This is a genomic window from Comamonas sp. CMM02 (assembly GCF_014851485.1).
Taxonomy (GTDB): domain Bacteria; phylum Pseudomonadota; class Gammaproteobacteria; order Burkholderiales; family Burkholderiaceae_C; genus Comamonas; species Comamonas avium.
Genome location: NZ_JACUZW010000001.1, coordinates 541,519 through 565,153, shown reverse-complemented (window position 1 = coordinate 565,153; position 23,635 = coordinate 541,519). Strand labels below are relative to the sequence as shown.

The following is a 23,635-nucleotide window of genomic DNA, read 5'->3' as shown; positions in this document are numbered from 1 at the left end:
TTGGCACCCACAATGCTATGGCGATTTACTGAGGTTTAAAGCCACTTTCGCTGATGATGCGCGTCCAGACTGCCGTGTAAGTCTGCTCACGCTGCGCCAATTGCGCAGGTGTCATTGAATCTACCACCAAGCCGATCGCCTCTAGCTGCTGACGAATGTGCGGCTCCCGCACGCTGTCTGCCAAGGCTTTGGAAAACCGCTGCGTGAATGCTGCAGGCACACCCTTGGGGGCATAAATACCGTAGTAAGGCATGTCTTCCAAGCCTTTGAGACCTAGCTCCGAGAAGGTGGGCACTTGCGGCAACATGGGCTGGCGCTTGCCACCCAGTACTGCCAGCACACGCAATTTGCCTTCCTGGTGGTAATTCACAAAGTCTTGCACTGAGCCAATGCCAGCTTCAATCTGGCGACCCAGCATGTCCCCGATCATGGGGGCACTGCCTTTGTATGGGATGGCAATCAGATCCAGCTGATAACGGTTGGCAATTTGCTTGACCAAGAACTCTGGCGTGGACGCCGGTGCCGGAATACCCACCGCACTGCGGCCACCCGCAGCTTGACGCACCCAGTCCAGATATTCCTCAAAAGTCTTGGCTGGATGCAGGGACGATACCGCAAACGTATTCACAAATGAGGCAAAGCCCCCCACAGGCTCAAAATCGAGTGCCGGTTCAAACCCTGCATGGCGCACCACCTGCGGCAAGATGGAGATGCTGTGGTCATGCGTCAAGAACAGCGTCGTGCCATCAGCCACCGAGGCTTTGAGTTGCTGCGCCGCAATCTGCCCGCCCGCACCGGGCTTGTTTTCAATGATGACCGTGCGCCCCAAGCGCTGGCTCAGCGGCTCCTGGAGCAAACGTGCAATCACGTCTGTGCCCCCGCCGGGTGGAAAACCAACCAGGATGCGCACAGGTTTGTCTGCAGCCCACGCCCAGCGGGCCCCTGCCACGCTGGCTGTAGCCAGCAGCGCTGCTTGGGCAGCAGTTTGGGCAAGGAATCGACGACGTGAAGCGTGGGTCACTAATTTCTCCAGCAGTTAAAAATAAAAGCAGCCATACACGGCCATCTGCTAGCTTATCAGTCGAAAAACGCAAAAATTCTACAAAAAACATAGCAAATCGTGATGCATCCATTCGCCACTTAATGCACGCAATCTCTGCAAGCAAGGCACCAACAAAGAAAAAGGGACGCCTTCAGCGTCCCTTTTTCTTGATGTTTCAATCCGCTCGATCAAGCAAAAACGTCGCGGTCATCCCGCCAAACGTGCGCGGTGCTTGACCAGTTGAATGCGAACTTGCGCAGGCGCAGTGCCACCCAGGGTATTGCGTGCGTTGAGTGAACCCTCCAGGCTCAGCACCTCAAACACATCAGCCTCTACGCTGGGGTTGAAGGACTGCAGCTCCGCCAGAGGCAGCTCGCTCAAGTCCACGCCCTTGGCGCTGGCCAGCTTCACGGCGTGGGCCACAGTTTCGTGGGCATCGCGGAAAGGCAGGCCCTTCTTGACCAGGTAGTCCGCCAGATCGGTGGCGGTGGCGTAGCCCTTCAAGGCAGCAGCGCGCATATTGGCCGCGTTGACGGTGATACCGCCTTCTTTGGCGCCAGTGGCTGGATTGACCTGACCGCCCATCATTTCAGCAAAGATGCGCAGCGTGTCCTTCAGGGTGTCCACGGTGTCAAACAGCGGCTCTTTGTCTTCCTGATTGTCCTTGTTGTAGGCCAGAGGCTGGCCCTTCATCAAAGTAATCAAGCCCATCAGGTGGCCCACTACGCGGCCTGTTTTGCCACGCGCCAGCTCAGGCACATCGGGATTTTTCTTCTGGGGCATGATGGACGAGCCCGTTGTGAAACGGTCGGCAATCTTGATAAAGCCAAAGTTCTGGCTCATCCAGATGATCAGCTCTTCCGACAAGCGGCTCACGTGCACCATACACAGCGAAGCGGCAGCCGAGAATTCGATGGCGAAGTCACGGTCACTGACACCGTCCAGCGAGTTTTGCGACACGCCTTCCATCCCCAGCGTCTTTGCAACACGCTCACGGTCCAGCGGGTAAGTGGTACCAGCCAAGGCGGCAGAGCCCAGAGGCAAAACGTTCACGCGCTTGCGCACGTCCAGCATGCGTTCAGCGTCGCGCTTGAACATTTCAACGTAAGCCAGCATGTGGTGGCCAAAGCTCACAGGCTGCGCCACTTGCAAGTGGGTAAAGCCGGGCAGGATGACTTCTACGTTCTTTTCGGCCACTTCCACCAGAGACAGCTGCAGCTCTTTGAGCAGACCTTCGATCAGATCGATCTCGTCGCGCAACCACAGGCGTACATCGGTGGCCACCTGGTCATTGCGGCTACGGCCCGTGTGCAGGCGCTTGCCCGCATCGCCCACCAAAGCCGTCAGGCGCGCTTCAATGTTCAAGTGCACATCTTCCAGATCCAGCTTCCACTCAAAAGCGCCAGATTCGATTTCTTGCTTGATTTGCGCCATGCCTTTTTGGATGGAGGCATAGTCGTCCTGACCAATCACGCCTTGCGCAGCCAGCATTTCTGCATGGGCCAAGCTGCCCGTGATATCAGCCTTCCACATGCGCTGATCAAAGAAAACGCTGGAGGTATAACGCTTGACCAAATCGCTCATTGGCTCAGAAAACAACGCTGACCACGCCTGAGCCTTGGTGTCGAGCTGGTTTTGGGAGGGCTGTGTGTTGGTGTTATCAGACATGGGAGGGCAGAATTTCCAATTACGACTGACACCCGGAACACCCGGATGCCCTATGCACAAGCCGCAAATTTTATCGAGCCAATCGCCTTCTTTCGAATCTTCGGATACGACAACCCCTCAGCCTAGTGCAGCGCTACCTGTTTTAATTTTTGACGCCTGCCATCTGGGCGTAGTTTTACGCGCTGTACTGGGGGTGGAAGTGGCTCTGGCTGTTGCGTCGCTTTACGCCAGCCCGAATGCCCGGGAGTGGCTTCTGCACACCGCCTGGCTGACCAGTGGAGGGCTGCCTGGCACTTTAGTGTGGCTGCTCATGGCCTGCAGCCTTAAGCGCGCCCTGCACCGCATGGATGGTCCACACCAATACGCCACCGGTATCGCGCTGGGCGTGGTTGCAGGTCTTTACGCCACAGCCATGCTGGCCATCACTGGCGATGTAGGGCGCATGCACTGGCTGGCCAATGCCGTCGCAGGCGGGCTGATGGCCGCCGTCATTGTGGGCTACCTGGTGCTGCGCGCCGAGGGCCGCACCCCTGCAGCCACCAAAGCACAGCTCACGGCGCTGCAAGCGCACATACGACCGCACTTTCTGTTCAACGCCCTCAACAGTGCCATCGCGCTGGTGCGCGAAAACCCCGCTAAAGCAGAACGGCTACTGGAAGACCTGAGTGATTTATTTCGAGCCACGCTGCAAGACCCGCGCAGCACTATTGCACTGCACGAAGAAATTGAATTGGCCCAACGTTATCTCGACATCGAGCAAATTCGTTTCGGCAATCGGCTGCAGGTGGAGTGGGACCTGGATCCCGCTACCCTGAATGTCGGTTTGCCACCACTTCTCCTGCAGCCCTTGGTAGAAAACGCTGTCAAACATGGGGTGGAACCCTCAATCATTGGCGCGAAAGTAACAATCTCAGCGCGACTCTTACGAAAAAAATCCATTTTGTTATGCGTCACCAATACACTGAGTGCATCGAGACGCCAAGGAGACAAGGCTGCAGCTACCAAAGGTCAGGGCATGGCCCTTGCTAACGTAGAGCGGCGTTTGCGCTTATTGCACGATGTTCAGGCAACGTTCAGTGCAGTGCAAAAAGATGATGTTTTTGAAGTTCGAATCTCTCTGCCGTCCAGTTAAGTACATAACCATAACCATCCGGAGATAAGAGATGCATGTGCTGATCGTCGATGATGAACTGTTGGCCCGTAACCGTTTGCGAGTCTTGTTGAGCGAATGCGAAGACCCCTCTTCTCCATTCATCGTCGAAGAAGCAGCGAATGTGGCCCATGCCCAAGACTTCCTGCAACGCACTGAGCTGCCTGTGGATGTTGTCTTGCTCGACATTCAGATGCCTGGCCCTGACGGCATGGTTCTGGCGCAAATGCTGCGCAACATGAACCCCGCTCCGGCTATTGTCTTCGTCACCGCTCATTCCATGTACGCCGCTGGCGCGTTTGAAGTGGATGCCGTGGATTACCTTACCAAGCCCGTGCGGCTGGAGCGACTACAGCAAGCCATTGCAAAAATTCGGCGCATGCGTGCTTTGCAAGGCACCACCAACACAACCGATAGCGCCCCTGCACTGGTCATTCGAGACCGCGGCCGCGCCGAACGCGTGCCATTGCACCAGATCGTGTACCTCAAGGCCGAACAAAAGTACGTCACCGTGCGCACGGCATCACGCACGTTCATCCTGGATAGTTCACTCAGTGAGCTGGAACACCGCTTTCCCAATCAGTTTGTGCGCATTCACCGCAACGCCCTGGTCAACCCCGCGCAAATGCGTGTGCTGGAAAAAAATTACACCGATGAAGAAGGCGAATGCTGGGCCATGCGCCTGCACGGCGTTCCAGAGATTTTGCAAGTGTCTCGCCGTCAGCTGTCTTCTGTGCGTTCTGCCATTCAAGGCGTCTTGCGCAACAGCACACACACCCAGCAAGCCGAGCCTGCCTGAACGCCACTAGAGCGCCCCCAGCAAGACGAAGACATGTACGGCGCAGCAGACAGCTACAGCACACAGATACGCCAGGCTACGAAGCAGCCACGTACCAAGGGTCGCGCTAACGGATTGGAAAGCGTACAGCGCAAAAAAATGGCACCAATGGGTGCCATTTTTGAATGCGCCGCACGCCACTTGTCAGTGCGCGTGACCACCGTGTGCCAAGCCACTGACCACTGTCACCAACACAATCCCGGTAACCAGCCACACCACTTGCACCAGAGTTTCTTTGGCTGACAGGCGTTTTTGCAACTGAGGGATCAAGTCAGACAGCGCCACATAGACAAAACTGCTGGATGCCACCACCAGAAAATACGGCAAGGACTCGGCCAGACGGCCCACCAGGAAATAGCCGGTAATTCCGCCCAGAGCCGTCACAGCACCCGCCAAGGAAACTTTCAGCAAAGCCAGGCTCTTATGGCTGCTGTTGCGCAGCACCACCAAGTCACCAATATGGTGAGGCACTTCGTGGGCCAGGACAGAAACGGCCGCAATCAGCCCCAGGCGCATATCCGCCACAAAGGCAGAGGCAATCAGGATGCCATCGCCAAAGCAATGCACGCTGTCGCCGGTCAGCAAAGACCAGCCACCGCTTTTATGACTGTGCTGGTGGGTATGCCCGCCGTGGTGATGGGCGTGATCATGGTCATGCGGCTCATGCTGGTGCTCATGGCCGTGGTGCCAAAGCTCGGCTTTGGTCAGTAGAAAGAAAAATACCACGCCAATGAGCAGCGTCATGAATAAATCATGGGCACTGGCTTCGCTGTTGAAAGCTTCTGGCAATAAATGCATGAAGGCCGTTGCCAGCAACGCGCCCGCTGAAAGACTCAATAGACCTTGCTGAGCGCGGTCACTTTGGTTTTTCCCAAAGCCGGCTTTCAGAAGAAAGTTAGCCACCCAGACGCTTCCGATCCCGGAAGCCAGAGTAGCCAAAATAATGGCGACCAATGTCATAGCAAATGTTTTCTCTCAGGCCTGTGGCCTCAACTGCGCAGTATTTTCTCTAAACAGGTCAAGACTTGCTGCGCGCCTTGCTGCTGACTGAGTTGTTCCAATGGGTGCTTTTCACTGCCCCAGTCTCCCGCTCTAAACAGCCTACACAAGCTGTCAAGGGGTACAGAGAAAAAAATGCGTCCCTGCAAGGCGATGCATTCACCGCACTTGCTGCCGTGATGTGGTCATGGAAACTGGCAAATGAGAATCATATCCATTGCTGCAGGTGCTGCGCCCACAATCGTGGCGTGAACTCCATGCCTCACCGTGTTGAGGTGCGCGGCACCACAAGGCAGCGCTGCCCGCTGATGCTACCCCTGCATCAGCCAGCGGGTGATGCCCGCACTGGCAGCCCCCAGCAGCACCACCAGTAAAAACGGAGCCCGTAGCCACAAAGCAACGCCCGCTACCACCAAAGCTGCCAATCGCGCATCTGCCACCAGCACTGTGCCTGCTGCGAACGTATTCATCACGGTCAAGGCCGCCAGCAAAGCCACGGTCATGGATGCTGCCACTTGCACCATTCTGGGGCTTTGCAGCCACCGTGCAGGGACGGCATACCCTGCCAGCTTCAACGCAAAGGCAGCGGCACTTGCCAGCACAATCCAGTGCCACAGATCCAGACTCATAAGGCCTCCTCGGTGCTCAAACCAGCGGTTTGCGCAACCGCGCTGCGCCACCAGCCCCATGCGGCGCCTACCACGGCAGCCACCAAAATTGGCAAGCCAGGTGCCAGCAAAGGCACAGCCAAAGCCGTCAGCACGCCGCACAGCACAGCCAGTGCCACGGGCTCACGCTGCTGCAAACGGGGCCACAGCAGGCCAAGAAAAGCCGCTACCGCCGCACCATCCAGGCCCCACTGGCGCGGATCACCCAAAGCATCGCCCAGCCAGGCACCCACAAAAGTGAAGACGTTCCACAGCACAAACACACCGACACCCGCTGTCCAGAAACCGCGGCTTTGCTCTGCAGCATCGATCTGCCCCGATGCTGTTGCGGCCGATTCATCGATCGTGACCTGTGCAGCCAGGTATTTGCGCCAGCCCTTGGGCTGCAGCATCCGGTTCATCTGCATGCCATAGACCGCGTTGCGCACCCCCAGCAACGTGGCTGCACCCAATGCGGCCGATCCAGCCCCCCCGCCAGCAATCACGCCAATAAAGGCAAATTGCGACCCCCCTGTAAACATCAGCGCACTCAGGGCCATGGTCTGCCAGATGCTCAGACCTGCAGCGACTGCCAGAGCACCAAAGGAAATGCCATACAGGCCCGTAGCCACCGATATGGAAAGCCCCATACGTACCGCAGGGGTGAGAGATGACGGCCTTATGAATGTGTTTTGCAAATGGGACATTTAAAAAATATAGCTATTAAGGCAGCCTATACGGGAGATTGCATATGAAAAGTATCTGAAAACATTTATCAGCAAGCACTAGGTGCTCTTTTATTATTCAACGCATTTTCAGATCGATGCCACCAGCTCGTGGCTCACACCGCAATCTACGCATAAAAAAGCCGACCTTTGGCCGACTTTTTTATAGCAGATGCCCCCTCCTGGCAGAGCATCTTTGGAGACAACGGCTCAATGAGCCTTTTCCCAGTTCTCGCCCACGCCCACTTCTGCCAGCAGCGGCACTGACAGCTCAGCCACGCTGGCCATCACGCCCGGAATGTGCGCGCGCACCCAGCCCTCTTCCGCAGCCGGCAGCTCAAACACCAATTCATCGTGCACCTGCATGATGACCTGAATATTCGGCTTTTCTGCATCCAGCTTGGCCTGCACGGCAACCATGGCTTTTTTGATCAGATCCGCCGCAGTCCCTTGCATGGGGGCATTGATCGCCGCACGCTCCGCAGCTTTCTTGCGTGGGCCACTGCCTCCGTTAATTTCAGGCAGGTACAGGCGACGGCCAAAGACGGTCTCCACATAGCCTTGGGCGTGCGCCAGCTCGACGGTTTCATCCATGTAGCGCTTAACGCCGGGGTAGCGCTGGAAGTATTTGTCGATATACGCCGCTGCGGCCTTGGTTTCAATGCCCAGGTTCTTGGCCAGGCCAAAGCTGCTCATGCCGTAGATCAGGCCAAAGTTAATCACCTTGGCATAGCGGCGCTGCTCGCTGCTGACGGCATCCACGCTCACGCCAAACACCTCCGCTGCAGTGGCCTTGTGCACGTCAAGACCATTTTTGAAGGCGTTGAGCAAAGCTTCATCGCCCGACAGGTGGGCCATGATGCGCAGCTCAATTTGCGAGTAATCAGCGCTGGCAATCAGCTTGCCTTCAGGGGCCACAAAGGCTTCACGCACACGCCGCCCTTCAGGGGTACGCACCGGAATGTTCTGCAAATTTGGGTCATTGCTGGACAAACGCCCGGTCACCGCCACGGCCTGCGCATAGTGCGTGTGCACACGGCCAGTGCGTGCAATGGCCATTTGCGCCAGCTTGTCGGTGTAAGTGCCCTTGAGCTTGGACAGCGAGCGGTGCTCCAGCAACTTGGCGGGCAGCGGGTAGTCTTCTGCCAGCTTTTCCAGCACTTCTTCATCCGTGCTGCGCGCACCGGTCGCCGTTTTCTTGACAACGGGCATGCCCAGCTTGTCAAAGAAAATTTCGCCCAGTTGCTTGGGACTGGACAGATTGAAGGTCTGGCCTGCAATCTCATACGCCTCGTTTTCCAGCTGCAAGATGCGTGCGCCCAAATCATTGCTCTGGCGCGCCAGCGCACCGGCGTCAATGCGTACGCCATTGCGCTCAATGCGAAACAGCGCTTCGCTGGTCGCAATTTCCAGTTCATAGATGTGGCGCAGCTTGGCATCGTTTTCCAGCTGCGGCCACAGCACGCCATGCACATCCAGCGTCTGGTCAGAGTCTTCGCACGAATACGCAGCCGCCTTGTCCACGGCAACCTGTGCAAACGGAATTTGTCCTTTGCCCTTGCCGCACAGGTCTTCGTAAGTCATGCCGGTGCGGTTCACGTGGCGCAGCGCCAGGCTGGTCAGGTTGTGCGGGCGGTGCACTTCTAGCACATAGCTTTGCAGCATGGTGTCATGTGCATAGCCGCGCACGCTGATGCCGTGGTTGGCAAACACGTGCTGGTCGTACTTGACGTTCTGGCCCAGCTTTTTCATGCTGGGGTTTTCCAGCCAGGGCTTGAGGCGCTCCAGCACCATGGTCAAAGGCAGTTGCTCAGGCACATCCATGCCTTCGTGGCGCAGCGGAATATAGGCAGCTTCGCCCACCTGCACACTGAAAGAGATGCCAACAATCTGCGCCAGCATTTCATCCAGCGAATCCGTTTCCGTATCAATCGCGGTCAGCGTGGCTGCTTGAATTTTCCCCAGCCACTGGTCCAGCTGTGCCTCGGTCAGGATGGTGGTGTAGACCACGTCACGCTGCTGCGCCGCCACAGCCACTTCGGTTGCGGCGGCATCATCTGCATCAAACATATCGCCCTGGGGCGAGGGCGGCGCAGCTTTGGCCTTGGCTGCAGCGGCAGGGGCTGACGCCTCTGGCGCCGGCACGCCCAGCGTACGCGCCAGTCCCTTGAAGCCATATTGCTCGTAAAAGGGCAGCAGGCCTGCGGCATCAGGCTCGTCCAGTGTGATGTCATCAAACGCAGGCAGGCCGGGCACATGCTCTGCCAAATCACAGTCGGTTTTCATGGTCACCAGCTGGCGGCTCAACGCCAGCTGCCCACTGGCAATCGCTTCGCGCAAGTTGTTGCCTGCCACGCCCTTGATGGCGTCGGCATGGGCAATCAGATTGTCCAGCGTGCCGTACTCTTCCAGCCACTTGGCAGCCGTCTTCGGGCCCACCTTGGTCACGCCAGGCACGTTGTCCACGGTGTCGCCAATCAGCGCCTGAAAGTCGATCATCTTCTCGGGCGGCACACCAAACTCAGTGGTCACCCCTGCCACATCACGGCGCTTGCCGTTCATGGTGTCGATGATGGTGATACGTTCATTGACGAGCTGGGAAAGGTCTTTGTCGCCGCTGGAGACGATCACGTTCATGCCCTGCGCAGCCGCCATGTTCGCCAGCGTGGCGATCACATCATCAGCTTCTACGCCCGGCACGGCCACCACTTTCCAGCCCAGCAGATCCACCACCGTGTGGATGGGCTCGATCTGACTGCGCAGATCGTCTGGCATGGGTGAGCGTGTGGCCTTGTACTCGGTGTACATGGCATCGCGAAAGGTGGGACCGCTGGCGTCGAACACGCACACTGCGTAATCCGCCACCACTTCTTTGCGCAGCGCCTGCATCATATTGATCATGCCCCGGATGGCGCCCGTAGCCGGGCTGCTGGGGTCTCCGGGCACAGCCCGCAGGTCGGGCATAGCGTGGTAGGCGCGGTACAGATAGCTGGATCCGTCTACCAGCACCAGTGTCTTGGAATTGCTCATAGCTGGAATTGTGCCTGCCCTCTACAATTTAGGTATGCGCGCAGCCACCATCATCCTCACCTCCTTCCTGGCCGTAGCCCCCGTGCTGGCACAGGACAAGGGCGAAAACTCGCCCCAACCCAATGCACAAGCTTCAGAGCAGCTGCAAAATACGGAGCAAAAGGGCGATAAACGCAATCAACGTATTGAGCGCATTCGCGTCGAAGACGAAGGCAGCCGTGTGGACGAATTGCGTGTAGGTGGCGAAACCAAGAACATTACCGTTCAACCCAAGGTGGGTAATTTGCCTGCTTACGAGGTGCAACCTCAGAACGCTGAAGGTGCCGACGGCACCAATGGCCGCCGCGTCTGGCGCGCTCTGCAGTTCTAAGCCCCCTCTTTTTTCCTCACCTGCTGTCGCGCAATCGCCGCAGCAGGCTTTTTTCTTTCTTTCATCCTGAGCGATGGCCGTTTTTACCGAAGTTTCTGACAAAGACGCGCGCGATTTACTGCGCCGCGTTCCCCTGGGCCAGCTCACCGAGCTGCGTGGCATTCAAGGTGGCATTGAAAACACCAACTACTTCCTGACAACAGATCAAGGGGAGTGGGTACTCACATTATTTGAGCGCCTGACTGCCGAACAGTTGCCCTTTTATCTCTATCTGATGAAACACCTGGCGCACGCAGGCATTCCGGTGCCCGACCCACAGGCAGATGCAAAGAGTGGCGACATCTTGCACAAAGTCTGCGGCAAGCCCGCGGCCATCGTGCAAAAACTGCGCGGCAAAAGCCAGTTGCAGCCTCAGCCCGTGCACTGTGCGGCAGTGGGCGACATGCTGGCGCGTATGCACCTGGCTGGGCGCAATTACGACCGCGAGCAACCCAACCTTCGCGGCCTGCCCTGGTGGAACGAGACAGCGCCCGTGGTATTGCCACACCTGGAGCCTGCCACTGCCGAGCTGCTGCAGTCCGAGCTGGCCTTTCAGAACCACACGGCCGCATCCAGCGCCTACCAGGCCCTGCCCCGCGGCCCCGTACACGCCGACCTGTTTCGCGACAACGTCATGTTTGAAGGTGAAACACTCACCGGCTTTTTTGACTTTTACTTTGCCGGCGTAGATTCTTTCCTGTTTGACCTGTGCGTGTGTCTGAACGACTGGTGCATTGACCATGCCACCGGTGCACACGATGCCGCCAAGGCACAGGCCATGCTGGATGCCTATCAGGCCGTGCGCCCGCTGCAAGCTGCGGAGCGCCAGCTGTTCAACGCCATGCTGCGCGCTGGCGCACTGCGGTTTTGGATTTCACGCCTGTGGGACTTTTATCTGCCTCGTGAAGCTGCCATGCTGGTGCCTCACGACCCCACCCACTTTGAGCGGGTGCTGCGCCAGCGCGTGGCCTACCCTGCAAGGCTAGCCCACCCGCTGACGGCGTAAGCTCAAGCCACAGCAGCCCCACGCCACACTCTGCTGGTGAGGTGTGGGGTACAGTTCAGCAGATCGCAAGCGCTGCTTTGAGTGGCTTTTTTCTTGCGTACCACACAGACATGAAACTTCATATCGTTCCTGCCAGCACAGGCCTGCAATGGGTCAAGCTGGGCATGCAAACCTTCTGGCGCCAGCCCATGGCACTGACTGCACTGCTGTTTCTCAGCATGGCAGCCGTGTCGCTGATTGGCATGCTGCCTATCATTGGCCCCTACATTGCCCTCGTTCTCATGCCCTCGGTATTTCTGATCATGATGCTGGGCGCAGCAGAGGCCTCTCAAGACCGTATTCCACGCCCCAGCCTGGTCATTGCCCCCTTTCGTGGCGACAACCCACGCACCAAGGCTCTGGCCATTCTGGGCGTTTTCTACGCCGTAGGCATCATGCTGATCGTGGCGCTGACCTCGCTGTTTGACGACGGCAGTCTGGCCCGTCTGTCTCTGAGCAACGAGCCCATTACCCCCGAAATGGCTGAAGAGCTGGTGCAGCAGCCCGGTTTTCACATTGCCCTGTGGGGCGGCTTTTTTCTCTACAACCTGCTGGCCATGCTGATGTGGCATGCACCGGCCCTGGTGCAATGGCATGGCGTGTCTCCCGTCAAAGCGGTGTTCTTCAGCGTTGTTGCCTGTGTACGCAATTTCCGCGCTTTTTTCATCTATGCCATTGGCTGGCTGGGTCTGGCCATTGGTGCAGGTCTTGCACTGTCACTGATCACCGTGGTGCTGTCCTTGCTGCTGGGCTCTGCTGTGGCACTGGCAGCCAATATTTTGACCGTCATGCTGGGCATGGCCTTGGTCACCATGTTCCTGACCTCTGCCGTCTTCACCTTCCGTGACTGCTTCTCGCCACCTGACGAAGAGCGCACTTTGCACGTGGACGATGTCACCTACGACTACAAATAAGCGGCACAAGCCGCAATAAAAAAGGGACGCCTTCTGCGTCCCTTTTTTATTGCTCTATCTGTCTGCTTCATTTGAGCCGTTCACACCACCCAGCAAGTCTTTGGTGTGTGTCGGAGGTGATGGCCAGCGGGTCTTAATCCACGATAGTCAGCTTGGCAATGGCCAGCGCCAGCCACTTGGCTCCATGGCGCGGGAAGTTGATGTGCGCCCGCGCATCATCACCCGCCCCTTCCACAGCCAGTACCTTGCCTTCGCCAAACTTGGTGTGAAACACCGTCAGGCCCTTGGCAATGCCGTGCGCGGGGGCAGCCTTTTGAGCTGGCACCACCGGGTTGGCAAACACTTCAGGGCCTTTGGGGCTATATGCACCAAATTGACCTCTGGCACCCGACTGCCAACCGCTGCCCGCTGCGCTCTTAGGCGCAAAACTGCCAAAGCCTCCCTTGGCGCTGATCCACTTGAGTGCGCTCTCGGGCAACTCATCAATAAACCGGCTGGGCAGATTGAACGTGGTTCGCCCATGCAGCATGCGACTTTGTGAGTGGCTCAGGTACAGGCGCTTGCGTGCCCGGGTGATGGCCACATACATCAGGCGGCGTTCTTCTTCCAGACCACCACGGTCACTCATGGCGTTTTCGTGCGGAAACAAACCTTCTTCCAGGCCACCAATGAACACCACATCAAACTCCAGCCCCTTGCTGGCGTGTACCGTCATCATTTGCACCGCATCCTGACCAGCTTGGGCCTGGTTGTCGCCGGCCTCCAGCGCCGCATGCACCAAAAAGGCTTGCAGCGGCGAGAGGGTTTCGCCCGTCTCTGCATCTGTGCCATTCAGGGGCAGGTCCAGCACCGGCAAGCTGGTATCCAAGCCTTGGCTGGCAGGGCTTTGCGTCAGCGGAGCACCCGTTTCATCCATGGGCAGCGCCACCGCATCCTTGCCAAAACCTTCTTGCGTCACAAAGCTTTCGGCCGCGTTGATCAATTCCTTCAAGTTCTCGATGCGGTCCTGGCCTTCTTTTTCCGTGCCGTAGTGGTCAATCAAGCCGCTGACTTCCAGCATCCGCTCAATGGTCTGGCGCAATGTCTTGCCTTCTGCTTCTTCGCGCAGCACATCCATCTTGGCCACAAAGCCTTGCAGCTTGGTGCCTGCTGCGCCACCTACGGCCGTTACCGCGTCGTTCAGCGAGCACCCGGCAGCACGTGCGGTTTCCTGCAGCGTCTCTACGCTGCGAGCGCCAATGCCACGCGCAGGAAAGTTCACCACGCGCATAAAGCTGGTGTCGTCGTGCGGATTTTCAATCAGCCGCAAATAGGCCAGTGCATGCTTGATTTCAGCGCGCTCAAAAAACCGCTGGCCGCCATACACCCGGTAAGGAATGCCTGCGTTGAACAGCTTGCTTTCAATCACCCGGCTTTGCGCATTGCTGCGGTACAAAATGGCGATTTCCTGGCGGCTGTAGCCGTCGTTGCGCACCAGATCCTTGATCTCTCCCACGATCCAACTGGCTTCATCCAGATCGGTGGGTGACTCCATCACACGCACCGGCTCGCCCGCACCCTGATCAGTGCGCAGGTTCTTACCCAGGCGCTGGCTGTTGTGCTCGATCAGCGCATTGGCGCTGTCCAAAATATTGCCGTAGCTGCGGTAGTTCTGCTCCAGCTTGATCTGGTGCTGCACATCAAACTCGCGCACAAAGTCGCTCATATTGCCCACACGCGCACCACGGAAGGCATAGATGCTCTGGTCATCGTCCCCCACGGCCAGCACGCTGCTGGTAGATTGCATCTTGCCGTTGACAAATTCGCCCGCCAGCTGCTTGAGCCATGCGTACTGCAGCTTGTTGGTGTCCTGAAACTCGTCGACCAGCAAAAACCGAAAACGCTGCTGGTAATGGGCGCGCAACGCAGCGTCATCGCGTAACAGTTCAAAACTGCGCAGCATCAGCTCACCAAAGTCCACCACCCCTTCGCGCTGGCATTGCGCCTCGTACAGCGCGTACAGCTCTACCTTCTTTTTCGTATCAGGATCGGCCACCGGCACATCCTGCGGGCGCATGCCCTCTTCCTTGCAGCCTGCAATGAACCACGTCAGTTGCTTGGGCGGAAAGCGTTCATCGTCTACACCGTACTGCTTGCACAGGCGTTTGACCGCAGACAGCTGGTCCTGTGTATCCAGAATCTGGAAGGTGGCTGGCAGGCCAGCGGCCACATGGTGGGCACGCAGCAAACGGTTGCACAGACCGTGGAAGGTGCCAATCCACATGCCGCGCACGTTGTAAGGCAGCATGGCAGACAGTCGCGCCGTCATCTCTTTGGCTGCCTTGTTTGTAAACGTCACGGCCATGATGCCGCCGGGCGAGACCTGCCCTGTTTGCAGCAGCCATGCAATGCGCGTAGTGAGCACCCGGGTCTTGCCCGAACCAGCACCTGCCAGCACCAGTGCATGGCCCTGTGGCAACGTCACAGCGGCACGCTGTTCGTCATTCAGCCCTTGCAGCAGGGGTGAATTCTGAGAAGAAGGCGTGCCACCATGGGCACCGTCAAGCAAGTCGATTGGGAACATCCTCGCATTGTAGGAAGTGTGAACCACCCCAGGCACGGACAAGTGCATCCCGCCGCACAGCGGTATATGCCTGCGCATATACCGCTCATTCGAACATGCATGCACCAAGGGTATGCCAGCACATATAGAATCAATCACCGGGCCCAAGTTTTTGTGGTCCGGTTTTTTTTGGCCGCAATTTGCTTGCCTGCCAAAAAACCGGCCTCCAGACCAAGCGCCTACTTTGAAAATTGAGGCGGGTGAGATTCCCGCCGTGACCTTTCTGGAGCTTGGAAATCATGGAAATCTTCGACTACGACAACGTACTGCTGCTGCCCCGCAAGTGCCGCGTGGAAAGCCGCTCGGAATGCAATGCCAGCGTTGAGCTGGGTGGCCGCACCTTCCGCCTGCCCGTCGTACCCGCCAACATGAAAACCGTGTTGGACGAGAAGATCTGCAAATTCTTGGCGCAACACGGCTATTTCTACGTGATGCACCGCTTTGACATCGACAACGTCCTGTTCACCAAGGCCATGCAGTCGCAAGGCCTGTTTGCGTCGATCTCTCTGGGCGTCAAAGCAGCGGACTACGCCATCGTGGACCGCTTTGTGGCCGACGACATCTGCCCCGAGTACATCACCATCGACATCGCCCACGGCCATGCCGACAGCGTCAAGAACATGATTCAGTACATCAAGGCCAAGATCCCCGCAGCCTTCGTGATTGCTGGCAACGTGGCCACCCCTGAAGCCGTGATCGATCTGGAAGCCTGGGGCGCTGACGCCACCAAGGTGGGCGTAGGCCCCGGCAAGGTGTGCATCACCAAGCTCAAGACCGGCTTTGGCACAGGCGGCTGGCAGCTGTCGGCCCTGAAGTGGTGCGCACGCGTGGCCACCAAGCCCATCATTGCTGATGGCGGCATCCGCAGCCACGGTGACATTGCCAAGAGCATCCGCTTTGGTGCCACCATGGTGATGATTGGTTCGCTGTTTGCAGGCCATGAGGAATCCCCCGGCAAGACCGTGGAAGTGAATGGCGAGCTGTTCAAGGAATACTACGGCTCGGCGTCCGACTTCAACAAGGGCGAGTACAAGCACGTCGAAGGCAAGCGCATCCTGGAACCCGTCAAGGGCCCGCTGATGAATACGCTGATCGAGATGGAGCAGGATGTGCAATCGTCCATCAGCTACTCCGGCGGCACCAAATTGCTGGACATCCGCAAGGTCAACTACGTCATCTTGGGCGGTGACAACGCTGGTGAACACCTGCTGATGTAAATCTGCGCAACCGCATCCCCACCAAAGCTGCCTGAGGGCAGCTTTTTTAATGCCTGCCTGCAGCCTCCATAGAGCTCAAAACATCTTGATCACGGCATTAACAGCATGCAAAAAACTGCAACAATCTGTTAAATCAATGAACTTCAATTTGCCAGAAAACACAAAAAAAATCTGCAAGTTAACCTCTCAGATTGGAGTTTCCAGATGAAGACAATGAAGAAAAAACTCATCGCTTCCCTGCCCTTTCTGGCTGCAGCTGCAGCGGGCTCTGCATTTGCACAATCGTCCCTCACGCTGTTTGGCAACGTAGATGCTGCTGCCACGGTGATCGATGGGCAAAACACATGGTCTGGCCTGAAATCGGGTGGCAACAAAGACAGCTACTTTGGCCTGCGCGGCGTGGAAGACCTGGGTGGCGGTCTCAAGGCACAGTTCTGGCTGGAATCCGGCATCAACGCAGACTCTGGCTCTGGTGACTCGGGCAACGGCCTCGACTTCAAGCGTCGCGCCACCATCGGGCTGAAAGGCAGTTTTGGTGAAGTGAACGTGGGCCGAGACGAAACCGCAGCTTACAAAGCCATGAAACGCTATGACGTCTTCAAACACTCGGGCATCGGCGGCTCGCAAGCCTGGGGCATTGGCAACAACGACGACAAGCGCAAAGACAACCTGGTCGGTTATGTCTCGCCCAGCTTTGGCGGTGTGACTTTGTCTGCCAACTACGCTTTCGGCGAAACCAGCCACAGCACCTGGAAAACCAAGGCTTACTACGACGCAGCCGTTTCATACGATCAGGGGCCATGGTCTGCCAGTCTGGCGGTGGAGCAGCAAAACAACGTCGACTTCACGGGAGCCAACATCCGTCAGCGGGCCTACGCACTGGGCAGCAGCTATGACTTTGGCAGCATCAAGCTGACTGGAGCATACCGCCAAGCACGCAACACGCCAGCAGGCTTGTCTACCGTCAAGAGCGAGACTTACTCGCTGGGTACAGCCCTGCCCGTGGGGGCAGCCGGTGTGGTGAAGGCCTCATATAACCACTACCGCTACCAGCCCGTAGGGGTAGCTACCAAGCTCAAGGCCGACCAGCTCTCTCTGGGCTATGAGCACCACCTGTCCAAGCGCACAGCACTGTACGGCACCTACTCATTCCTGAAGAACGAGGACTACAGCGCTGCGATGGGCGGCATGAGTCTGGAGCCTGCAGCACTGCTGAGCGACAGCGGCAAGCAGCATGGCTTGCAGGTGGGTCTGCGTCACACCTTCTAAGGTGCGACTTTCTGGTGGGGAAGGGAGCCTTTTTGAGGCACCTTCTCTGCATGAACATAGCTTCTAACGCTGCATAAAAAAGCGTTAGAAGCTATTTTTCTACCCCCCCCCAGCTGACTCATTGCAGCCACCCGGCCCGGTATGCCCGCTCCGCCTTCAAATGCACAATCGCTGCCATGTCTGAAACTTTGAACCTTGCCAGGCCACCCCAGTTGCTGCTGCGCCCCGCCACAGCGCAGGACTTGCCGCAACTGATCGCCATTGAAAACACCTGCTTCACCCCCCAAGAGGCTGCGACCCCCGCCGCATTTGCTCTGCGCCTGCAACGCATTCCCGATTGCTTTTGGGTGGCGCAGCTGCATGGACAAGTCATTGGACTGATCAACGGCCCTGTAGTAGCCGAACGCTATATCCGCGACGAGCTGTTCAAACAATTGAACGCCAGCCCCGCAACTGGAGGTCACCAGACCGTACTGGGTCTGGCCGTACACCCAGCGCACCGCAAGCTGGGTATTGGCCGCCTGCTGCTGTCCCAGCTGGAAACCGTTGCCCGCACAGCACAGCGAGAGACAGTGACACTGACGTGCCTGCAAGACCGTGTGCCGTTTTATGAGGCCTTAGGCTATGTGAACGAGGGTGCATCAGCATCCGTGCATGCCGCACAGGTCTGGCTGAACATGGTCAAACCGCTGCGGTAAGCGGCATCCCCACTTGATACCCGTTGCAGCCATCTAGAGGCTCAAAAGAAACCATGATTGACTTGTCAACGCTAGCCGGATTCGTGGCCATCGTGATCGGCCTTTTCCTCATACCAGGGCCCGCTGTCCTGCTTGTCTTCAGTAGAACCCTTGAAGGTGGACGCAATGTCGGCATTGCGACGGGACTTGGCATTGCTGCTGGGGACTTTATTCACGCGCTTTTTGCTGCAGTCGGCCTCTCTGCATTGCTGATGACCTCCGCTCTGGCTTTCAGCACTGTGAAGTACCTGGGTGCGGCTTATCTGATTTATCTGGGTGTGCGCACATTCATGGCCAAGCCCCAAAGTGCCACCTTACCCAAAGTCACACCCATAAAGGCTGGACGCGCTTTTCTAGAAGCGATTCCTGCAGAAGTCTTGAACCCTAAAACCGCACTTTTTTTCCTGGCCTTCCTGCCGCAGTTTGTTCAACCAGGCTCAGGCTCTGGTTTTACTCAGTTCATGGTGCTAGGCCTCATATTTGTGGCACTTAGCGCCGTCTATTCCAGCCTCCTGGCGCTCTCGGTCAAGCCACTGAGCCGAGCACTGAAAAGTTTGGGCAGATTTAGCCGCTGGCAAGGTAAAACGATTGGAGCCATCTACGTAGCTCTGGGCTTGAAGGTCGCCTTTCAAGAGCGTTAGTGCATGCCATCACACCAGCCCACTTGCTCAGCCATGTCTGTGCTGTTGCTCGCGGGCATTGAAAGCACATCCCTTCAATGAAGGTAGGGTCAAGCTGCTTGCCTTAGAGCACATCTGTGCTGGCATCACTGCCGGGAAAGCAGCCACCTTGTCCTTCGCGCAGCAACAGGGCCTGCCCGACTCGAGATTGACCATGCCTGTTGCTCAAGGAACAGCAGAAAAAGCATGCACCATGCATGGTGTTGACATTGAAGTAACTTAAATCTTTAAGGTGCTCGCACAGAAATTAATAGTTTGACCTTCATATGCCCGCTCAATCCCCGCCGACGAAGAATTCCTGGCTATCTCTGCGCATACCCCCCGTTGCACTCTGCGCTTTGTGCGCGATCGCAATGTGGCTCCTGCCCAGCGTCCTAGCGATCGCTATTCCAGGAGCATGGATCATCGCCCTGGTGCTGGCGGTAATCGGGGGGATGCTGTGCATTGCAGGCCTTTTAGCGTTTCGCAGTGCAAAGACCACCGTCAACCCGATCCATCCAGCAGCGTCTACCGCACTGGTGGTGCGAGGGGTTTATCGATGGACGCGCAACCCTATGTACCTCGGCTTCGCATTGCTTTTGCTGGCCTTCGCCCTGTGGCTGGGCAAGCTGTCTGCGTTACTTGCTGTACCGCTATTCATGGCCTATTTGCAGCATTTTCAGATACGTCCCGAGGAAGATGCCTTGCGCCAGCGATTTGGAGCATCGTTTGACACTTATCGACAACAGGTTCGGCGCTGGCTATAAGCAACTTGAATCTGCTAACGTTTCACCGGAAATCTCCCGGCGCTGTACAACGATGTCTTTAGAAACTTTGCTTTTCTTCATTCCCGCATGCTTTGCTCTCAACATGGCTCCGGGGCCTAATAACTTGCTATCTGTGGCAAACGCCACTCGCCATGGATTCTGGGTTGCCTCAATAGCAGGAGCCGGCCGACTGCTTGCATTCATTGGCATGATTGCTATTTCAGCGACTGGTCTTGCTGCAGTATTGCAAGCATCACTGGCCGGGTTTTATGTCATCAAACTGATTGGAGCTGCTTATCTCTTTTATCTGGCCTTTCAGTTGTGGCGCGCCAAGCCACAGGGTCAAGAGATAAACAACACTCATGCAACTGCCAGCCTCTTTAGCCTCGCGCGGCAGGAGTTTCTGGTTGCTGCAGGCAACCCCAAGGCGATTCTTATCTTTACGGCTTTCCTGCCTCAGTTCATAGATATTGCAGAGCCCGCCACACCACAATTTTTCACTTTAGGCACTGTTTTCTTGTTTTTAGAGTGGCTCGCGATTGCTGCATACGCCTGCCTCGGAAGTCATCTTAGGAAGTGGTTTGTGGAGCCCCGAAGCAAGCAAATCTTTAACCGTATATGCGCCTCATTGCTCGGAGCTGCCGGGCTGGGCCTGCTGCTCGCTCGGCGTTCAACTGCGGTTTAGTCAACGCTTATGACGACAGTTTTTGTCTGTGAACTCAAGCGGTCGATACAGCGGATTCGCTAAACATCTCCGCCGGGGTTTTGTTCCCTGGCAAGAACAACGCAATAAAAAACCAACCACCAGAACTGAAATTCGGTATTGAATGCAGAGTCAGCAAGCGCTGCTGACTGTGAAAAAAAGGAGCCTCAAAGGCTCCTTTTTCACATGCAGTTGAAAGACTGAAAATTTCTTTACAGCTTGCCCACCATCTCAGGCACAGCCACAAACAAGTCAGCCTCCAGGCCATAGTCGGCCACCGAGAAGATCGGTGCTTCCGCATCCTTGTTGATCGCCACGATCACCTTGGAGTCCTTCATGCCCGCCAAGTGCTGGATCGCACCCGAGATGCCCGCTGCAATGTACAGCTGCGGGGCAACGATCTTGCCGGTCTGGCCCACTTGCAGGTCATTGGGAGCGTAGCCTGCGTCCACCGCTGCACGGCTGGCACCAATGGCTGCACCCAGCTTGTCGGCCAGCGGGGTCATGACTTCGTTGAATTTCTCGGCGCTGCCCAGTGCGCGGCCACCGGAGACGATGATCTTGGCAGCCGTCAGCTCGGGACGGTCGTTCTTGGTGACTTCACGGCCCACAAAGGCGCTCTTGCCTGAGTCGGCAACCGCTGCAGTGGTTTCCACCGCCGCTGCGCCGCCCGTAGCAGCCGCTGCGTCAAAGCCGGTGCCGCGTACGGTGATGACTTTGGTGGCATCCGACGATTGCACGGTGGCGACAGCGTTGCCCGCGTAGATGGGGCGCTCGAAGGTGTCCGCCGAGATGACCGCTGTGATGTCGCTGATCTGGCCAACATCGAGCTTGGCCGCTACACGCGGGGCAACGTTCTTGCCGCTGGCGGTGGCTGGGAACAGGATGTGGCTGTAGTTACCAGCAATAGCCAGCACCTGGGCCGTGAGGTTTTCTGCCAGACCGTCTTTGAGGCTGGCGCCGTCAGCGTGGATGACTTTGGAGACACCAGCGATCTGGGCAGCCGCTGCAGCGGCTGCTGCTGCGTTTTCACCAGCGACCAGTACGTGCACATCACCACCACAGGCTACAGCGGCCGTGACGGTGTTCAGGGTAGCGCCTTTGATGGTGGCGTTGTCGTGTTCTGCGATTACGAGAGAAGTCATTTCAACTCCAAAAATTCTTTGAGGTTCTTGCGAAGTCTGCGGATAGGGCAAACGGCCTTCAAATTCGCACGCCCCAAAATCAGGGACAGCGAGCTAGGGCCGCCCCGACGCGAGGCTGTCGTCCCCCTCCAAGGGGGAAGACGCGAAGCGGCTCAGGGGGTCAAATAACTTTCGCTTCGTTTTTGAGCTTGTCCACCAGGGTCGCCACATCCGGCACCTTGACGCCAGCGCCGCGCTTGGCAGGCTCGGCCACCTTCAAGGTCTTGATGCGGGGCGCAACGTCCACACCCAGCTCTTCGGGCTTGACGATGTCCAGCTGCTTTTTCTTGGCCTTCATGATGTTGGGCAAGGTGACGTAGCGGGGCTCGTTCAGGCGCAGATCGGTGGTGATGATGGCGGGGGTAGACAGGCTCAGTGTCTCCAGACCTCCGTCCACTTCGCGGGTGACGCTGACCTTGTCGCCTGCAACTTCCACCTTGGAGGCGAAGGTGGCCTGGGGCAGATCAGCCAGCGCAGCCAGCATCTGGCCCGTCTGGTTGTTGTCGCCGTCAATGGCTTGCTTGCCCAAAATCACCAGGCCCGGCTGCTCTTTGTCCACCAGGGCCTTGAGCAGTTTGGCAACAGCCAGGGGCTGCAGCTCAGCATCGGTCTCCACCAAAATGGCACGATCGGCACCAATGGCCATGGCCGTGCGCAGGGTTTCCTGGCACTGCGCAACCCCACAGGAGACGGCAATGATTTCCGTGACTACGCCCTTTTCCTTGAGGCGCACGGCTTCTTCCACCGCGATTTCGTCAAACGGGTTCATGCTCATCTTGACGTTGGCGATATCTACGCCTGTGCCGTCAGACTTCACACGGACTTTGACGTTGTAGTCCACCACGCGCTTGACTGGGACCAATACCTTCATGGCTTTGTTCTTTCAGAAATTTTTGGTTAAAACGGTCACTAACGCTTATACATCAGGCGCTAGCAGCTATGAATTCAGTATTTAAAAATACAGCCATCACCGATCGTGAAGGCTGCATGATGGCCGCCTTCCACGTGGCTCAGCCGGTGGAAGGCGCACAGACTAGCTTACTCAGCAGCCATGCCTTTTTCACGCACGACTTTGCTCCACTTGGCGTAATCGGTCGCCAGGCTTTGCTGCAGCTGTGCTGCAGGCATGAAGCGCGCAATGGCACCAGCACCCAAGATGCGGTCTTGCACTGATTTTTGCGCCAGAATTTCCTTGATTTCCTTGTTCAGCCGCTCGACCACTGCAGGCGGCATGCCCTTGGGGCCCAGGAATGCGCCCAGCGAGACAGCAGAGAAGCCTTCAATGCCCTGCTCAGCAATGGTCTTGATCTCAGGAATCACCTTCACACGCTCAGGCGAGCCCACGGCCACAGCCACCAGCTTGCCGGATTTGATGTGTGGCAAAGCGGCGACCAGATCGGCATACATGATGGGGACCTGACCACCGATGGTGTCGGTGATTGCGGGCACGCCACCCTTGTAGGCCACGTGTTGCATGTCGAACTTGCCCAGATCCTTGAGCAGCTCCATGCTCATATGACCAAAGCTGCCTGCACCGCTGGTGGTGTAGTTCAGCGCCCCTTTTTGCGCACGTGCGGTTTCAATCAGCTGCGGCAGCGTGGTGACACCAGGCAGCTTTTCAGCATTGACAACCATCACGATGGGCAGGTCATACACCATGGCGATGGGAGTGAAATCCTTGGAAATTTCGTAGCCCGTGTTCTTGTAAAACAGCGGGGCAAACAGCGTAGGGGTTGCCAGCGTCATCAGTGTGTAGCCATCGGGTGCCGCACGTTTGACCTGGGTTGCCGCAATGGCACCGGAAGCGCCAGCCTTGTTTTCCACAATGATGGGCTGACCCAGACGGTCAGACAACTCCTTGCCCACAATGCGCGAAACCACGTCCGTGGGGCCTCCTGGAGGGAAAGGCACGATCAAGGTGATGGGCTTGCTGGGCCATGCGGCCTGTGCCAGCGCGCTGCCAGCCAGCAAGGTAGTAGCGCTGGCCAGCAAGATGCGGCGAGTGATGGAATGGGAATGTTTTTGCATGC

Annotated in this window: 22 protein-coding genes; 12 read left to right on the top strand and 10 right to left on the bottom strand. The window is 57.3% G+C overall.

Translation table 11 applies throughout. From position 1 onward, the window contains the following. Positions 1 to 25 precede the first annotated feature (25 nt). Complete coding sequence (locus IB213_RS02550) at positions 26 to 1,021, bottom strand: Bug family tripartite tricarboxylate transporter substrate binding protein (RefSeq protein WP_192405294.1); 996 nt, start codon at positions 1,019 to 1,021, stop codon at positions 26 to 28. Positions 1,022 to 1,249: 228 nt separating this feature from the next. Next, positions 1,250 to 2,710 carry an argininosuccinate lyase gene (gene argH, locus IB213_RS02545; protein WP_192405293.1) on the bottom strand — a complete coding sequence of 487 codons (1,461 nt, stop codon included), beginning with the start codon at positions 2,708 to 2,710 and terminating at the stop codon, positions 1,250 to 1,252. A gap of 52 nt (positions 2,711 to 2,762) precedes the next feature. Between argH and IB213_RS02540 the strand changes: the two genes are divergently transcribed. Both IB213_RS02540 and IB213_RS02535 read left to right on the top strand, forming a co-directional pair. Then, positions 2,763 to 3,842, top strand: coding sequence for a sensor histidine kinase (locus IB213_RS02540; RefSeq protein ID WP_191723303.1), 1,080 nt, complete (start codon positions 2,763 to 2,765; stop codon positions 3,840 to 3,842). Between the two features lie 31 nt (positions 3,843 to 3,873). Further along, positions 3,874 to 4,659, top strand: a complete 786-nt coding sequence (locus IB213_RS02535) for a LytTR family DNA-binding domain-containing protein (RefSeq protein WP_191723302.1) — start codon at positions 3,874 to 3,876, stop codon at positions 4,657 to 4,659. Between the two features lie 183 nt (positions 4,660 to 4,842). Here IB213_RS02535 and IB213_RS02530 read toward each other — a convergent pair whose 3' ends face one another. The 4 genes from IB213_RS02530 to polA form a co-directional block, all read right to left on the bottom strand. Beyond that, the gene (locus tag IB213_RS02530) at positions 4,843 to 5,658 is read right to left on the bottom strand and encodes a ZIP family metal transporter (RefSeq protein WP_192405292.1); all 816 of its coding nucleotides are present in this window, start codon (positions 5,656 to 5,658) and stop codon (positions 4,843 to 4,845) included. Between the two features lie 350 nt (positions 5,659 to 6,008). After that, positions 6,009 to 6,326 carry an AzlD domain-containing protein gene (locus tag IB213_RS02525; RefSeq protein ID WP_225560926.1) on the bottom strand — a complete coding sequence of 106 codons (318 nt, stop codon included), beginning with the start codon at positions 6,324 to 6,326 and terminating at the stop codon, positions 6,009 to 6,011. Continuing rightward, positions 6,323 to 6,994, bottom strand: a complete 672-nt coding sequence (locus IB213_RS02520) for an AzlC family ABC transporter permease (protein WP_225214123.1) — start codon at positions 6,992 to 6,994, stop codon at positions 6,323 to 6,325. Before IB213_RS02520 ends, IB213_RS02525 begins: the two co-directional genes overlap by 4 nt. A gap of 285 nt (positions 6,995 to 7,279) precedes the next feature. Continuing rightward, positions 7,280 to 10,099 (bottom strand): DNA polymerase I, encoded by a 2,820-nt coding sequence (gene polA, locus IB213_RS02515; RefSeq protein WP_192405291.1) that lies wholly within the window; start codon positions 10,097 to 10,099, stop codon positions 7,280 to 7,282. Between the two features lie 34 nt (positions 10,100 to 10,133). On the opposite strand from polA, the gene IB213_RS02510 reads away from it, so the two are divergent. From IB213_RS02510 to IB213_RS02500, 3 genes are all read left to right on the top strand, one after another. Continuing rightward, a complete protein-coding gene (locus IB213_RS02510) occupies positions 10,134 to 10,469 on the top strand; it encodes a hypothetical protein (RefSeq protein WP_191723297.1) in 336 nt (111 codons plus the stop codon). 73 nt (positions 10,470 to 10,542) lie between these two features. Next, positions 10,543 to 11,514, top strand: coding sequence for a homoserine kinase (locus IB213_RS02505; protein ID WP_192405290.1), 972 nt, complete (start codon positions 10,543 to 10,545; stop codon positions 11,512 to 11,514). A 110-nt stretch (positions 11,515 to 11,624) separates the two neighbouring features. Further along, on the top strand, positions 11,625 to 12,467 hold the full coding sequence (locus IB213_RS02500; RefSeq protein ID WP_192405289.1) for a BPSS1780 family membrane protein: 843 nt from the start codon (positions 11,625 to 11,627) through the stop codon (positions 12,465 to 12,467). 133 nt (positions 12,468 to 12,600) lie between these two features. Here the strand turns inward: IB213_RS02500 and IB213_RS02495 are convergent, their stop codons facing one another. Beyond that, positions 12,601 to 15,030 (bottom strand): UvrD-helicase domain-containing protein, encoded by a 2,430-nt coding sequence (locus IB213_RS02495; RefSeq protein WP_192405288.1) that lies wholly within the window; start codon positions 15,028 to 15,030, stop codon positions 12,601 to 12,603. A 278-nt stretch (positions 15,031 to 15,308) separates the two neighbouring features. Between IB213_RS02495 and IB213_RS02490 the strand changes: the two genes are divergently transcribed. From IB213_RS02490 to IB213_RS02460, 7 genes are all read left to right on the top strand, one after another. Further along, complete coding sequence (locus tag IB213_RS02490) at positions 15,309 to 16,286, top strand: GMP reductase (protein WP_191723293.1); 978 nt, start codon at positions 15,309 to 15,311, stop codon at positions 16,284 to 16,286. Positions 16,287 to 16,490: 204 nt separating this feature from the next. Then, a complete protein-coding gene (locus tag IB213_RS02485) occupies positions 16,491 to 17,555 on the top strand; it encodes a porin (RefSeq protein WP_192405287.1) in 1,065 nt (354 codons plus the stop codon). 176 nt (positions 17,556 to 17,731) lie between these two features. After that, complete coding sequence (locus IB213_RS02480) at positions 17,732 to 18,253, top strand: GNAT family N-acetyltransferase (protein WP_192405286.1); 522 nt, start codon at positions 17,732 to 17,734, stop codon at positions 18,251 to 18,253. A 53-nt stretch (positions 18,254 to 18,306) separates the two neighbouring features. Beyond that, on the top strand, positions 18,307 to 18,933 hold the full coding sequence (locus tag IB213_RS02475) for a LysE family translocator (protein ID WP_192405285.1): 627 nt from the start codon (positions 18,307 to 18,309) through the stop codon (positions 18,931 to 18,933). A gap of 58 nt (positions 18,934 to 18,991) precedes the next feature. Continuing rightward, complete coding sequence (locus tag IB213_RS02470; protein WP_192405284.1) at positions 18,992 to 19,195, top strand: hypothetical protein; 204 nt, start codon at positions 18,992 to 18,994, stop codon at positions 19,193 to 19,195. Positions 19,196 to 19,238: 43 nt separating this feature from the next. Beyond that, positions 19,239 to 19,718: an isoprenylcysteine carboxylmethyltransferase family protein gene (locus IB213_RS02465; RefSeq protein ID WP_192405283.1), complete on the top strand. Its 480-nt coding sequence runs from the start codon at positions 19,239 to 19,241 to the stop codon at positions 19,716 to 19,718. Positions 19,719 to 19,770: 52 nt separating this feature from the next. Continuing rightward, a complete protein-coding gene (locus IB213_RS02460) occupies positions 19,771 to 20,403 on the top strand; it encodes a LysE family translocator (RefSeq protein WP_192405615.1) in 633 nt (210 codons plus the stop codon). A gap of 230 nt (positions 20,404 to 20,633) precedes the next feature. Here IB213_RS02460 and IB213_RS02455 read toward each other — a convergent pair whose 3' ends face one another. The 3 genes from IB213_RS02455 to IB213_RS02445 form a co-directional block, all read right to left on the bottom strand. Beyond that, positions 20,634 to 21,566, bottom strand: a complete 933-nt coding sequence (locus IB213_RS02455; RefSeq protein ID WP_192405282.1) for an electron transfer flavoprotein subunit alpha/FixB family protein — start codon at positions 21,564 to 21,566, stop codon at positions 20,634 to 20,636. A 160-nt stretch (positions 21,567 to 21,726) separates the two neighbouring features. Beyond that, a complete protein-coding gene (locus tag IB213_RS02450; protein WP_192405281.1) occupies positions 21,727 to 22,476 on the bottom strand; it encodes an electron transfer flavoprotein subunit beta/FixA family protein in 750 nt (249 codons plus the stop codon). Positions 22,477 to 22,643: 167 nt separating this feature from the next. Beyond that, the gene (locus IB213_RS02445; RefSeq protein ID WP_191722767.1) at positions 22,644 to 23,633 is read right to left on the bottom strand and encodes a tripartite tricarboxylate transporter substrate binding protein; all 990 of its coding nucleotides are present in this window, start codon (positions 23,631 to 23,633) and stop codon (positions 22,644 to 22,646) included. Between the last annotated feature and the right edge of the window lie 2 nt (positions 23,634 to 23,635).

Excerpts from the sequence above, each read along its gene's own strand:
- argH (WP_192405293.1), bottom strand. The coding sequence starts at position 2,710 with ATGTCTGATAACACCAACACACAGCCCTCCCAAAACCAGCTCGACACC.
- IB213_RS02540 (WP_191723303.1), top strand. The coding sequence starts at position 2,763 with ATGCACAAGCCGCAAATTTTATCGAGCCAATCGCCTTCTTTCGAATCT.
- IB213_RS02535 (WP_191723302.1), top strand. The coding sequence starts at position 3,874 with ATGCATGTGCTGATCGTCGATGATGAACTGTTGGCCCGTAACCGTTTG.
- IB213_RS02530 (WP_192405292.1), bottom strand. The coding sequence starts at position 5,658 with ATGACATTGGTCGCCATTATTTTGGCTACTCTGGCTTCCGGGATCGGA.
- IB213_RS02525 (WP_225560926.1), bottom strand. The coding sequence starts at position 6,326 with ATGAGTCTGGATCTGTGGCACTGGATTGTGCTGGCAAGTGCCGCTGCC.
- IB213_RS02520 (WP_225214123.1), bottom strand. The coding sequence starts at position 6,994 with ATGGGGCTTTCCATATCGGTGGCTACGGGCCTGTATGGCATTTCCTTT.
- polA (WP_192405291.1), bottom strand. The coding sequence starts at position 10,099 with ATGAGCAATTCCAAGACACTGGTGCTGGTAGACGGATCCAGCTATCTG.
- IB213_RS02510 (WP_191723297.1), top strand. The coding sequence starts at position 10,134 with ATGCGCGCAGCCACCATCATCCTCACCTCCTTCCTGGCCGTAGCCCCC.
- IB213_RS02505 (WP_192405290.1), top strand. The coding sequence starts at position 10,543 with ATGGCCGTTTTTACCGAAGTTTCTGACAAAGACGCGCGCGATTTACTG.
- IB213_RS02500 (WP_192405289.1), top strand. The coding sequence starts at position 11,625 with ATGAAACTTCATATCGTTCCTGCCAGCACAGGCCTGCAATGGGTCAAG.
- IB213_RS02495 (WP_192405288.1), bottom strand. The coding sequence starts at position 15,030 with ATGTTCCCAATCGACTTGCTTGACGGTGCCCATGGTGGCACGCCTTCT.
- IB213_RS02490 (WP_191723293.1), top strand. The coding sequence starts at position 15,309 with ATGGAAATCTTCGACTACGACAACGTACTGCTGCTGCCCCGCAAGTGC.
- IB213_RS02485 (WP_192405287.1), top strand. The coding sequence starts at position 16,491 with ATGAAGACAATGAAGAAAAAACTCATCGCTTCCCTGCCCTTTCTGGCT.
- IB213_RS02480 (WP_192405286.1), top strand. The coding sequence starts at position 17,732 with ATGTCTGAAACTTTGAACCTTGCCAGGCCACCCCAGTTGCTGCTGCGC.
- IB213_RS02475 (WP_192405285.1), top strand. The coding sequence starts at position 18,307 with ATGATTGACTTGTCAACGCTAGCCGGATTCGTGGCCATCGTGATCGGC.
- IB213_RS02465 (WP_192405283.1), top strand. The coding sequence starts at position 19,239 with ATGCCCGCTCAATCCCCGCCGACGAAGAATTCCTGGCTATCTCTGCGC.
- IB213_RS02460 (WP_192405615.1), top strand. The coding sequence starts at position 19,771 with ATGTCTTTAGAAACTTTGCTTTTCTTCATTCCCGCATGCTTTGCTCTC.
- IB213_RS02455 (WP_192405282.1), bottom strand. The coding sequence starts at position 21,566 with ATGACTTCTCTCGTAATCGCAGAACACGACAACGCCACCATCAAAGGC.
- IB213_RS02450 (WP_192405281.1), bottom strand. The coding sequence starts at position 22,476 with ATGAAGGTATTGGTCCCAGTCAAGCGCGTGGTGGACTACAACGTCAAA.
- IB213_RS02445 (WP_191722767.1), bottom strand. The coding sequence starts at position 23,633 with ATGCAAAAACATTCCCATTCCATCACTCGCCGCATCTTGCTGGCCAGC.